This window comes from Mesorhizobium sp. L-8-3 (genome assembly GCF_016756615.1).
Lineage (GTDB): Bacteria > Pseudomonadota > Alphaproteobacteria > Rhizobiales > Rhizobiaceae.
In genome coordinates this window covers 7,150,128-7,163,305 of record NZ_AP023262.1, presented here as the reverse complement: position 1 = coordinate 7,163,305, position 13,178 = coordinate 7,150,128, and the positions used below count along the sequence as shown (strand labels likewise).

Here is a 13,178-nt window from a genome sequence, read left to right as displayed (position 1 = left end):
CTGCCGCTGGATATTGGCTGATGCGCACGGCGATCCGAACAGCATTGTGCCACGCGCAAGGCTATTGTGCATTGCACAAAAACCGACGCGCGCCTACACGTCCTTCCGTTGCGGGAATCGGGCTTGGACCAGCGGCGAGGCAGTGAAAAGAGATGCTTCGTCGATATCATATTGCATTCATAGCTGAGGACCTTCATGACCCTTTCGAGCCGTGACAAATCCGGCGCCGCCAGTCTCGAGGCCATCGCGCGAAACGGCGGCGTGCTGCGCCGCATCGCCGTGCGCATTCCGACCTATCTGTCGGACATTCGCGAGAACCCGGCATGGCTGCCGATGTTCGTGCTCGCCCGCACCATGCCGGCGCGCCGGATGCACTGGCGTGGGGCAAAGCCGGTTCGCGTGTCGCAAAAAGCCCACGACACCATGTTTGCCGGCGTCGATCGCCAGGACGTTCTCGAGGCGCTGCGGTCGGACGGGCTGTTTTGCGGGCTCGTCCTGCCGACTTCCATCCATAAGGAGATCGCCGCCTTCGCCCGCTACACGCCTTGTTTCGGCAATTTCGATCGCCGTCTCGAATTCATGGCTGAGGACCATGCCGAGGCCGAGAAGCGTTTCGGCCGCTCCTTGCTCAGCGGCCACTTTTTCGAACACATCCTTGGCTGCAAGGCAGCGGTCGCCATCCAGAACGACCCGCTGCTGCTCGACATCGCCGCGCATTATCTGGGCGCTCAGGCGAAATTGATCACCACACGCGTGTGGTGGAGCTTCCCGACCAGCGAGGCTTCCGACGCCGACAAGAACCGTGCCTCGCTTGGCAAGTATCATTTCGACCTCGATGACTGGCGGATGCTGAAATTCTTCTTCTACCTGACGCCGGTCGACGAAGGCACCGGCCCGCATGTCTATGTCCGTGGCAGTCATAACCGCCGCGCCATCAAGCATCAGCTGACGCTGCTTGTCGGCCATCCGGCGCAGGAGGTTCTCAAGGTCTATGGCGACGACAGTCCGGTCACGCTGACCGGCGAAGCCGGCCTCGGCTTCGTCGAGGATCCGTTCGGCTTCCATATGGGCACCGTGCCTTCGCGCACGCCACGACTGATGATGGAAGTCGGCTTCGGCGTCTCGCCGCCCTCGCGCCGGCGCTTTCATGGCGAGCCGGTTATTCGCTGATCTCGCAAAAAGTCCTTAAAACAGCCTTCCCCAGATCAGACGCCTGGTTCTCCCTTGGGCTGGCTGGTGCCATGGCGTCGTCATGGGGTCAGCTGGCGCATGACTGGATTGGATCGACGTCATCTGACGCCGGCTGGGCCTCGACTGACCCAGATCAAGGCCACGCCCTTGTCGGCGTGGTTTGATCGCCCAGTCCTTCACGGGAAAACGCATGGGCTGACCGACAGCCTGGTCGTCGCTCCCATCATCTTGACAATCCAGATCATACGGCAGGCAAATGACGCTTCACCAGCCAGGAACCGACGTGAGAACCGCGCTTGAGGCGATGCGGGCAATAGATCACAGCGCAATCGATGCACGACATGCGGCTCGACTCCCCCAACATCTCACGAAGAGAACCGACGCGCTGGCGGCACGCTGATGGCCGGCTGTGACGACAGCTTCGACATTATTGTCGTGGGCGCCGGGCCGGTCGGACTTTCCTTCGCCGCATCGCTTGCCTATAGCCAGCTCAAACTGGCGGTTGTGGAAGGGCAGGCCCTGGAAAGACTGGCAAGTCCGGCTTTCGACGGCCGCGAGATCGCGCTCACCCACGCCTCGATTGGAATCCTTCGCGAGCTCGGAGCCTGGGATGTTATCTCCGCTTCGGACAAGTCACCGCTTCAAGGCGCACGCGTCCTCAACGGATCGAGCCCGTTTGCGTTGTGTTTCGATGCCCCCGCCGGATCCGCGGAACCACTGGGCGTTCTGGTCCCGAATTGCCAGATCCGCGATGCCCTGTTCAAGATCATCCGCTTGCGGGGCCATGCCCGGCTGCTGTGCGGCCACTCGGTCGTGCGTGCAACAAACAGCCGTCAAGGAGCAGTGATAACGCTCTCCAATGGCAGGCAGCTGAGCGCTCGCCTTCTCGTTGCAGCCGATTCGCGTTTTTCCGCCACCCGCAATCTGCTCGGAATCGGCGCCGATATCAATCGGCTTGGCAACTCGATGCTGATTTGCCGGGTGAGGCACGAGCGCCACCACCACCAGATTGCGATCGAATGGTTCGATCACCATCAGACGGTGGCGATGTTGCCGCTCGCGCAAGGCGTGTCGTCGCTGCTTTTGACTTTGCCCTCAAACGAGGCCGACCGACTGCTTGCCCTCGACGACGAGTTGTTCCTGAGGGAGTTGACAAAGCGCTGTCGAGGGCGCCTCGGCACCATGAGCCTGGCTAGCAAGCGCCATATCTATCCGTTGGCCACGACCTGGGCGCACAGGTTCCGGGCGCCGAGCGCCGCATTGATCGGCGACGCCGCCATTGGCATGCACCCGGTGACCGCGCATGGCTTCAACATCGGCCTTGGCGGCCAGAAGCAGCTCGCCCGCGGTATAGAGACCGCATGGCGCGACCGTCGCGACATTGCCGACCCCGACATGCTCCACAGATATGAAAGCCGACTGCGCCTGTCGGCGGCGCCGCTCTACCATGCTACGAATATCCTCGTCGGACTCTACTCAAGCGAGCATCCGGCGGCACGGCTTGCAAGGCATGTCGGGCTGCGCCTCGGCCAACATCTTCCCTTTGTCCGTCATGGCATTGCGGCCATGCTGAGGCGGTGAACCCCGGTCACCATAGTCTCATCATCAGCGTGCTGGCGTCGTAGCAGGCGGGCGCGTGTGGTTCGATGGGAGCGGTCGCGGCTGCGCGGGATCAGCTTGATGAAGACGGGGCTGCTGAATGCCGCGAGCCTCTTCCATCGCGGATCGTCAACGTGTCAATCGCCGTGTGTGTGCGAATCCACGCCCAATTCCGCCTTCGATGTGTTCACTGCGTGGATGGTTGTCATCCAAACAATCAATTTTGCCAATCCTGCGGACCCAATTAGGAGCGTGACCGAAATCAACTGCCTCGGCCCGCAGTACGGTCCCGACCCTACCGACATCTGACGGCATTTGCAGCGCCGGTGATTGCTGCCTTAGCTAGGTGCGAATTTGACCCAAATCGATCATGAACTGCTGAATCGAGAAATGGCCGCAGACGATCCATGGCGGCTCGATGGCAACCCGTTCGAGCGGGAGCGCCACACCCAAATTCTCCGGTTGTCACTTGCGCAAGGTCGAGTCGCGAATGCGCTCGAAGTCGGGTGCGCTGCCGGCGCTTTTACGGAGCGGCTAGCCCCCATTTGCCAGCGGCTCACTGTGATCGATGTCGTGGAGCCAGCGATTACCCGAGCACGTTTACGCATGAAGGAGACGCCGCACATCAGCTGGATAATTTCCGATGTTCAACAGTTTTCGAGTGATGAGCTGTTCGACCTGATCGTCGTTGCGGAGGTTCTTTACTACGTCGGAGACCTCGTTCAGATCCGCGCGGCAGTCCGCAACCTGGTAGGTCTGCTTGCGCCAGGCGGGCAGCTGGTTTTCGGGTCGGCACGTGACGCCAATTGCCAACGCTGGGGGCACGCTGCTGGTGCAGAGACCACCATCGCCATGCTGAACGAATCGTTGACCGAGATCGAGTGCATCGAGTGCCGGGGCGCGTCGATCAATGAAGACTGCCTGCTGGCTCTCTTCCGAAAGCCGATTTCCGCTGCCTGATAAAACACTGGGAGACACTGTGCGCTTCTGCGGTGTCAAGCTGACCCAATATGCGGACGTATAAGAGCGCCCGATGCAACAAGTAGCTGGATCCGGTTGATGGTAACAACCGCTGACTACATCCGGCTTCTTCATGCGGCTCGATGTTCAGCGCCGCGAGCCTCGAGGGGTTTTCGCCCGCTTCCACCTCAACGGCCCCAGACGTCGGCCGAAGCCTTTCCGGTCCAGACATCAGGTTCGGAAGCGGCGGGGTGACCGTTCCCCACCTCTGCCATTTTGCGTAACGGCTTTACCCAATAAATGACCCATAGATGCCCACATGAAGCGAAGTCCTTATTTTGCATGGCTCCCTATGCGGGACGGGCTCTACGGCTGCCGCCACCGAACCTCAAAGGTGTTTCGGCCCAGGTAGGTGACGATCCCTAGCCGGGAAAGCGGCACTCCTCGTCGGGGGCCGTCGGTCCCGTGTCCGAGCGCCGGAGAAACCGGCAAGGAATAGAATGGTGAAAGTCCATTTCAGTGAAGGAGTAGCAACCCACACTGGCTCCGAGCCGTGCGCCAACGCCCGCGAGGTCGTTGGTGAAGCGTCGGTAGGAGAAAGCACAGGCCAGCCATTGAGCCGCGTAAGGGACCTAATCTCGAGTGCCGACGGCGTGGATGCTCCGGAAGGCAACATGGTAGGGCGCGTTATTGCGAGTGCCCGACCAACTCGGCGTGGTCGTAGAACCTGGCATGTGTGGAAATTCCATGTTCGGGAACCGGGAGATCTCACGATTGACCAAGGCGGTATCACCTTCCTTGGTCCGTATCGGGAAAGCGAAAGCATGAGCCGATGATGAACGATCGTGAGAAGTCAGACGTTGCCGTAGTAGCTATGAAGCTGACGAACAAGGCCGGGGAGCCGGCTGCGGAGTCGGTGGAGCCAAGGGCAGCGACCAAGGGGAATGCGGATCAGCAAACCACGCGCCGGGCACAGGACCGGGAAAGCGTGTCACATGCGCTGGAACGCATACGGCAAGTCGCAAGACTTAGGAAGCAGGAGAGGTTCACCAGCCTCTTTCACCATCTCAATCTCGAAACGTTGAGGACGGCATTCTACGCTCTACGGCGTGATGCAGCCCCCGGCGTAGACGGGCTGACATGGCGAGCTTACGAAGCGGACCTTGATCACCTGATCGAGAATCTGCGCGATAGGCTCCAAAGAGGTGCATACCGGGCAAGCCCCGCACGGCGGCAATACATACCAAAGCCGGACGGACGCCAACGCCCGCTCGCAATCGCCGCCCTTGAGGATAAAATTGTCCAAAGAGCGACGGTCGCGGTGCTCAACGCGATCTACGAGGAAGACTTCCTCGGGTTCTCGTATGGGTTCCGGCCCGGACGCGGCCAGCACGATGCGCTGGACGCACTCGCGGTCGGGATCGAAAAGCGAAAGGTGAACTTCATACTGGACGCCGATATCCAGCAGTTCTTCGACCAGGTCAGTCAGGAATGGCTGGTCAGGTTCCTGAGCCATCGGATCGGCGACCAGCGTATCATCCGTCTCATCCAGAAGTGGCTGAAGGCGGGCGTTCTGGAAGAAGGGATCGTCACGACGTCTGAGCAGGGAACGGGTCAGGGATCGGTGGCTTCGCCACTGCTCGCGAACCTCTACCTGCATTATGTCTTCGACCTTTGGGCTAACCGCTGGCGACAGCGGTCAGCCACGGGCAACATGATCATCGTGCGCTACGCGGACGATATCGTGGTGGGCTTCGAACGAGAAGCTGACGCACACCGGTTCCAGATCGAGATGCGAGAACGGTTGGAGAAGTTCTCTCTGTCATTGCACCCTGAGAAAACGCGCCTGTTAATGTTTGGCCGCTACGCGGCCAGTCGCCGACGGGAACGTGGTCTTGGAAAACCGGAAACCTTCGACTTTCTCGGCTTTACCCATATCTGCGGCAAATCACTGCGGGGAGACTTCATGCTTCTGCGGAAGTCCCGCCGCGACCGTATGAGGGCGAAGCTCCGGGAGATCAAGGACCGGCTGCGATGGTTGAGAAACCAGCCAATTCGCGAACAAGCGAAATGGCTCAGGCAGGTCGTCCGCGGATACTATGAGTATCATGCGGTGCCTGCCAACCTGCGATCACTTCAGGCATTTAGGGAGCATGTCATCTTCCTCTGGAAGCTGGCTCTGAGACACCGTGGCCAGATGGACACGACGTCGACGTCCCGAGTCGAAAAGCTCGCAGTGCAATGGCTTCCGAAACCAAGAATCCTGCATCCCTGGCCGGCAATCCGCTTCGCCGTCAAACACCCAAGGTAGGAGCCGTATGCGGGAATTCTGCACGTACGGATCTGTGCGGGGGGGCGCTCAGCAATGAGCGTCCCTACCGCGATCGCCTTATGCGGCGCTATGCTGACACTCCTACGGCTGCCCTTTTAACCGATCTCGTCGTTGCAGTCAGTCCCGCGTCCCGGCCCTTCGGCCGGCGCAAGTGCTGACGCTCCTTAGGCTGCCTTTCTGTGTGCGGCGATTTTTGATCCCTCGCACGGAATGAAGACTTAGGGGCCAGCTCCTTTGCGGACTTCAGGCCTCAGGTGCTCAAGCTGTGTGTTCCAGTCGGCCAAAACCTCAAACAATTCCTTCGAAGTAGCGCCATCCGGGCGCGCCCTCCTTCCCGCTCTCCAGGTGCTTTCACCGACAGTCCGGTTGACCGGCAACACTCGAAAGCATTGACCAGACGATTCCTGTTGGCGAGCGCGATAGAGCTTCGCGGAACCTGTTTGCCGCCGGCGATCCAGAGCTGCGCGATCGCCATGCATCATCGCGTGCGCCAACGGTCGCCGCGTTTGCTGACGCCTAACAGTCGGGCCGTCCTCCACTTGATCGCTGCTTCGGCACGGGCGCAGCCACGCGCTGGCGGCCGCTCTTGAATCAGGTTGTGTCACCGACAGCTGCCATCGGTGCCGCCGCTTATCGGGCCAATCGAGCACGACCAGAAGGTTCAGATCAGGCTTTGAAAGGCATGGTTTTAACATCCATAGCGTGGATGCTCGCGATCTAAACAATCAATTTTACCAATCCGGGAGGGCCGTTCATAGACCCATGACATGCACCGCCATTGCTCTACCGCGTGAGGTGCACAAAAGAACCCGAAAAAGAGGAAGTCTTCGCATGCGCCCTGACGTGCAGTGGAGGTTATGCTGGGAAAATGAGTTGCAGCTTCCCGATCACCTCGAACTCTCTGAGTTCTTCCGGAAGACCTATGAGCCGACCGGAGCCTTTAATGGGAAGCAATTCGCAGGCGGTCGAAGTTGGGCCGGTGCAAGGCCGGAGCTCCGCGTAATCGGCCGTGATGTGCACGGGGTAGCGGCTCACTTGGGCCTGCTGCGCCGATACATCAAAGTTGGCGACGATGATCTGCTTGTCGCTGAACTCGGTCTATACGGGGTGCGTCCGGATCTTGAGGGGCTGGGAATCGCCCATTCGATCAGCGTGATGTATCCGGTGCTGCAGCAGCTTGGCGTTCCATTCGCGTTCGGCTCGGTGCGGCCCGCGCTCCGGAACCATGTTTCGAGGTTCTGCCGCAAAGGCTTGGCGAACATTTTGTCGGGCGTTCGCGTGCGTTCAACCCACCCGGACGTGTACCTCGATCTGCCTCCCACGCGAGTCGACGACAACGTACTCGTCCTGGTGCTCCCAATTGGACGCTCAATGAGCGAGTGGCCGGCCGGCACTTTGATCGATCGGAACGGTCCAGAGCTATGAAGGACACCCGCTACGACGTCAGTCAGCGCGACCCGTCCCCATGGCGTTGATCGAGCTGATTCCAGCATTGGCCGCGGTTTTACTATCCGCCCGCTTCCCTCAAATTCACTGAAAAATCTGACATCTCATGAACCTATTTGCCTCAGCCAGTACTGTTGCCATCTGCTCTTACGCGCTGCTGTCGACCGTCTATAAAACCGCGCAGGTCTTTTATACCCTGCCTACAAACGTACCGCCGACCTCGGGCGACCCGCCCAGCGGTGAGCCTTGGCCGAGCGTCGATGTCATTATCCCGTGCTACAACGAGGCGCCTCGCACCCTCTCGGACTGCCTGGCTTCCATTGCAAGTCAGGACTACGCCGGCAAACTGCAGGTCTATGTTGTTGATGACGGTTCTGCAAACCGCGATGCCCTCGTGGGTGTACACGAGGAATACGCGGGCGACCCGAGGTTCAACTTCGTTGCGCTCCCAAAGAATGTCGGAAAGCGCAAGGCGCAGATTGCCGCCATTCGCCGCTCGTGCGGAGATTTGGTGCTGAATGTAGATTCGGACACGATACTCGCCCCGGACGTCATCACCAGGCTTGCGCTAAAGATGCAAGATCAAGCGGTCGGCGCCGCCATGGGCCAGTTGGCGGCTAGCAATCGCAGTGAAACTTGGCTGACGCGGTTGATCGACATGGAATACTGGCTCGCCTGCAACGAAGAGCGGGCAGCGCAGGCTCGGTTCGGTGCCGTCATGTGTTGCTGCGGTCCGTGTGCCATGTACCGGCGATCCGCGCTTGTTTCGCTGCTGGATCAGTACGAGACGCAGCGCTTTCGAGGGAAGCCGAGCGACTTCGGCGAGGACCGCCACCTTACGATCCTGATGCTGAAAGCAGGCTTTCGAACAGAGTATGTCCCGGAGGCCGTCGCGGCAACAGTCGTTCCCAACAGCATGGGTCCCTATCTGCGCCAACAGCTTCGCTGGGCCCGGAGCACTTTCCGTGACACGTTGCTGGCGTTCCAACTGCTGCGCGGCCTTAATATTTATCTCACATTGGACGTGATTGGCCAGAATATTGGCCCATTATTGCTCTCTTTGTCGATTCTGGCGGGGCTCGCGCAATTCGTAACGACAGGTACTGTGCCTTGGACGGCATGCCTGATGATTGCAGCCATGACTATAGTTCGCTGCAGCGTGGCAGCGTTTCGTGCGCGCCAACTTCGATTTCTCGGGTTCTCGCTCCACACACTCATCAACATCTTTCTCTTGCTCCCCTTGAAAGCATACGCGCTGTGTACATTGAGCAACAGCGATTGGTTGTCGCGAAGCTCGGCGGCCAATGTGCAAGACACCGGCGACGCCCTTCCAAAGCCAAACCTGGTGGGATCTGACGCCGCTTACAGCGAACAGCAATAGTTACTTGATCGCAGGTAGAAGAGTTTTGAGCCAGGACCAGAAACATCAAGTGTTGAAGCGTAAGTTGGGCCCAGAGGATTTGCGGCGGCTCGAGACTCCTGCGATCGAACGGGAGTCTCACGGGCAAACAAGCGCGAAAAGCTCCGTGCCTGACTCTGCGTCAACCGTGGCAGTCGATTTTGCCGGCGTAACCAAGTCGTATGGGAACAAGATCGTTGTCGACGAACTGTCGTTCTCCGTTGCGTCGGGAGAGTGTTTCGGCCTCCTCGGACCAAACGGGGCGGGCAAAAGCACGATTGCGCGTATGCTCCTCGGCATGACATGCCCTGACGCGGGCACGATCACGGTGCTTGGCGTCCCGGTGCCGGCGCGCGCTCGGCTGGCACGCAGGGGCATTGGCGTGGTCCCGCAATTCGACAATCTTGACCAGGAATTCACCGTACGCGAGAACCTGCTGGTGTTCGGACGCTACTTCGGCATGAGCACACGTCAGAGCGAAGCGGTCATCCCGTCGCTTCTCGAGTTCGCTCGCCTCGAGCGCAAGGCGGATGCGCGCGTCTCGGAACTGTCCGGCGGCATGAAGCGATGCCTGACAATGGCGCGGGCGTTGATCAACGACCCCCAGCTCATTGTGATGGACGAGCCGACCACCGGCCTCGATCCGCACGCGCGCCACCTGATCTGGGAGCGGCTGCGCGCCCTGTTGGCACGCGGCAAGACGATTATTCTGACGACGCATTTCATGGAAGAGGCTGAGCGATTATGCGATCGGCTGTGCGTGCTCGAAAAGGGCCGCAACATCGCCGAAGGCGGCCCGCAGGCGCTGATCGACGAGCATATCGGATGCCAGGTCATGGAGATTTATGGCGGCGATCCGCACGAGTTGCTTTCGCTGGTCAAGCCACATTCCCAGCGCATCGAGGTCAGCGGCGAAACCCTTTATTGCTATGCGCCAGACCCTGACCAGGTGCGCACGCAACTGCAGGGGCGAGCAGGTCTGCGTCTTCTTCTGCGTCCAGCCAATCTCGAGGATGTTTTCTTGCGGCTGACCGGGCGCGAGATGGAGGAGTGAGCGATGATTGAAGGTTTTGCGGCGGCGCTGCCGGCCAATGCGTGGAACTGGGTTGCGGTATGGCGACGCAACTATCTGGCATGGAAGAAAGTCGCACTCGTGTCGCTTCTCGGTAACCTCGCCGATCCTATGATCTACCTTTTCGGCCTAGGCACCGGCCTCGGCATAATGGTCGGCCGCGTCGACGGTGCGTCGTATATCGCCTTTTTGGCGGCCGGCATGGTCGCGGTAAGTGCGATGACCGCCTCTACCCTGGAAACATTGTACGCGGCTTTCGCTCGCATGCATTCTCAACGCACATGGGAAGCCATGCTGTATACGCACGTTACCCTCGGCGATATCGTTCTGGGTGAACTGGCGTGGGCAGCCACCAAGGCCTTCATGGCCGGTACGGCTATTACCATCGTCACCGCAACCTTGGGCTATGCCGCCTGGCCGTCCGTCCTCTATGCGCTGCCAATCATTGCTCTGACAGGGTGCGTATTTGCGAGCCTCGCGATGATCGTCACCGCACTTTCGCCCAGCTACGATTACTTCGTGTTTTACCAGACGCTTGTCCTCACACCTATGCTGTTCCTGTCGGGCGCCGTTTTCCCATTGAACCAGCTGCCTGGCGCCTTTCAGCAGATAGCGCGATGCATGCCGCTGTCACATGCGATCGACCTCATTCGTCCGGTTATGCTTGATCGCCCGATCAGCGGCATCGCCCTGCACGTCGGTGTGCTCGGCCTGTACGCGCTGTTGCCATTCTTCCTCTCGATGGCGCTGTTGCGCCGCCGACTAATGCGCTGACGAAAGAGAGTGAGATAAACAATGCGCTACGGACTTCGTGCTGCAAATAAAAACGACATCGCCAACGCAAATCGGCATCCAACCCAGGGTCTTCGTGGCATCCACTCAATCTCTCAACGTTATGGAACGCCCGGGACCTCGATCACAGGATCTCATGTTGATCCAGGCGTAAGAGAATTTCTTTGAGGTTGGTGATGTCTGACTGGCGTTCGCGGCGGCGAACGACAACGCAGCCTGTGTTTTTGATCAAACGGCCTTGAAACAGGCCAATTCAGTCTTCCTGTGCGATAAACGGAGAGCGAGATGCTGTGTCTAGGATTGAGCGGCGGATTAGACAAAGTCTATGAAAACCGATTCCAGATTGCGAATACATTCATGCACGATGGCGCTGCGGTGCTCGTCCGAGACGGACAGGTCATCGCGGCCGTAGAAGAGGAGCGCCTCAATCGGATCAAGCACTCCAACAAGCTCCCAATCAGTTCGGTTCAATACTGTCTTTCAGCCGCTGGGGTTCAGCTCAGCGAAATCGATCATGTGGCGTACTACGCTACCGAAGCCTATTGCAACGCCATGCTCGAAAACATGCTTGCTTCCGAGCCCGACGCCTCCATTCCGTTGGATGCCAAATTTTTGGTGCAGCAGCTGTTGGCGCAGGAGTTCGGTAGCGAGCTCGACCCTTCGCGTATCTCATTCGTAAGTCATCATCAGGCGCACGCCGTGAGTGCTTTTGCAATGTCGGGCTTCGAGCAAAGTCTGATTTTCGCGATTGATGGCTCTGGTGATTTCCAGTCGGGTCTTGTGGCGGTAGGATCTGGTGCTGAAATTTCGCAACTCGCGACTTTCCCAGAGAACAATTCCCTTGGGCTATTTTATCTCGAGGTGATCCGGTATCTCGGCTACGGCTTGTTCGATGAATATAAGGTAATGGGGCTTGCCCCCTACGGCGATCCCGTTCCCTATCGCGAGCTTTTCGAGCAGTTCTATGAACTGTCTGCAAACGGCGAGTATCGCGTCCACCTGGACCGCATCGGTCCGACTTTGCTTCGCACCATTCAGGTCCGGCAAAAGGGAATGCCATTCACTCAGCAGCACAAAGATGTGAGTGCGTCGCTACAGGAAGCACTCGAACGCATCGTGTTTCATATTCTTCGGCATCATCGTGAGGCCACCGGGATGACGCGGCTGTGCCTGGCCGGTGGCGTTGCGCACAATTGCTCCATGAACGGCAAGCTGCTCTATTCAGGCCTTTTCGAAGACATCTTCGTGCAGCCCGCATCGCACGACGCTGGCTGCGCATTGGGCGCTGCACTCATCGTGTCTGGTGAGCTGGGCCGCCCCGCGCCGCGTGCGCGATTGCAGGAGGTTTATTGGGGGCCGGATCTCGCGAGCGATCATGCTGTGGAAGAGGAACTAAAGGCATGGGCGGGGCACCTGGAGTTTGAACGCACTGAGGAGGTGGCGGATAGGGCAGCCGAGTGGATGGCCGGTGGCGCCGTGATCGGCTGGGTGCAAGGTCGTTCGGAGTTCGGGCCGCGCGCGCTCGGAAATCGCAGCATTCTTGCCGACCCCAGGCCCGCCACAAACAAGGACCGGATCAACGCCATGGTCAAGAAGCGGGAAGGGTATCGCCCGTTCGCCCCATCAGTGCTGGAGGAGGATGCGCGCGAATTTTTCGACCTCCCAGGCAGTGCGTGCGAATTTCCCTTCATGAATTTCGTGGTCCGTGTGCGCGACTCCAAGCGTGGTTTGCTCGGCGCCATCACGCACGTCGACGGTACGGCTCGGCTGCAAACAGTATCGCGCAAGGCCAGTCCGGCCTACTGGGACGTCATCAATGCCTTCAAGCAGCGCACTGGCATCCCAATTCTGCTCAACACGTCCTTTAACAACAATGCCGAGCCGATCGTGGATTCAGTTGCAGACTCGATTGCCACGTTCCTGACGACAGGGTTGGATGGACTTGTGGTCGGGCCGTTCCTCGTCAAAAAACGGGCCGCAACGCTGGAGGATTGGACTGCGCTAGCGGTTTCATTGCCGCCTTATGTATCACTGTATAAGGTCCGCGCTCACACGGCGCTGGATCGCCAGGAGACCATCTGCGAAATCCGAACGGATCACTCCAGCCGTGACGGTGTGCGTATTTCACCTGAATTGTTCGATCTGCTGACGCGAATCGAGGGCGAAGCCGTGCTCGCGGATCTCCTCGATACAATTACGCTGGATCAGGCCCAGCGCGAGGCTCTCACAGGAGAACTGCGACGGTTGTGGGAGCAGCGCCGCGTTCGGATGCGTCCCTCGCAAGCTGCTCGCGTCCATCAAAACTGATGCCAAAAGCTGGACGACAGATAACAGTTGCCGAAACACCGTTCTGTCCAAGCATCTTCATATGACTGTGCCCAGGCTGC

Annotated in this window: 9 protein-coding genes; all 9 read left to right on the top strand. The window is 59.2% G+C overall.

The window, feature by feature from the left end:
• The first annotated feature begins 195 nt into the window (after positions 1-195).
• Positions 196-1,170: a hypothetical protein gene (locus tag JN302_RS33155; RefSeq protein ID WP_202330441.1), complete on the top strand. Its 975-nt coding sequence runs from the start codon at positions 196-198 to the stop codon at positions 1,168-1,170.
• A gap of 420 nt (positions 1,171-1,590) precedes the next feature.
• Positions 1,591-2,772 (top strand): 5-demethoxyubiquinol-8 5-hydroxylase UbiM, encoded by a 1,182-nt coding sequence (gene ubiM, locus JN302_RS33150; protein WP_202330440.1) that lies wholly within the window; start codon positions 1,591-1,593, stop codon positions 2,770-2,772.
• A gap of 372 nt (positions 2,773-3,144) precedes the next feature.
• Positions 3,145-3,750, top strand: a complete 606-nt coding sequence (gene nodS / locus JN302_RS33145; protein ID WP_010913819.1) for a nodulation methyltransferase NodS — start codon at positions 3,145-3,147, stop codon at positions 3,748-3,750.
• Positions 3,751-4,585: 835 nt separating this feature from the next.
• On the top strand, positions 4,586-6,061 hold the full coding sequence (gene ltrA / locus JN302_RS33140) for a group II intron reverse transcriptase/maturase (RefSeq protein ID WP_244846080.1): 1,476 nt from the start codon (positions 4,586-4,588) through the stop codon (positions 6,059-6,061).
• Between the two features lie 852 nt (positions 6,062-6,913).
• The gene (locus tag JN302_RS33135) at positions 6,914-7,507 is read left to right on the top strand and encodes a NodA family N-acyltransferase (RefSeq protein ID WP_044549143.1); all 594 of its coding nucleotides are present in this window, start codon (positions 6,914-6,916) and stop codon (positions 7,505-7,507) included.
• A 127-nt stretch (positions 7,508-7,634) separates the two neighbouring features.
• Entirely contained in the window at positions 7,635-8,909 is a 1,275-nt protein-coding gene (nodC, locus tag JN302_RS33130; protein WP_010913821.1) for a chitooligosaccharide synthase NodC, read from the top strand.
• Between the two features lie 49 nt (positions 8,910-8,958).
• Positions 8,959-9,981 carry a nodulation factor ABC transporter ATP-binding protein NodI gene (gene nodI / locus JN302_RS33125; protein WP_010913822.1) on the top strand — a complete coding sequence of 341 codons (1,023 nt, stop codon included), beginning with the start codon at positions 8,959-8,961 and terminating at the stop codon, positions 9,979-9,981.
• 3 nt (positions 9,982-9,984) lie between these two features.
• Positions 9,985-10,773 (top strand): ABC transporter permease, encoded by a 789-nt coding sequence (locus JN302_RS33120; RefSeq protein WP_010913823.1) that lies wholly within the window; start codon positions 9,985-9,987, stop codon positions 10,771-10,773.
• 303 nt (positions 10,774-11,076) lie between these two features.
• A complete protein-coding gene (locus JN302_RS33115; RefSeq protein ID WP_199201271.1) occupies positions 11,077-13,098 on the top strand; it encodes a carbamoyltransferase family protein in 2,022 nt (673 codons plus the stop codon).
• The last annotated feature ends 80 nt before the right edge of the window (positions 13,099-13,178 follow it).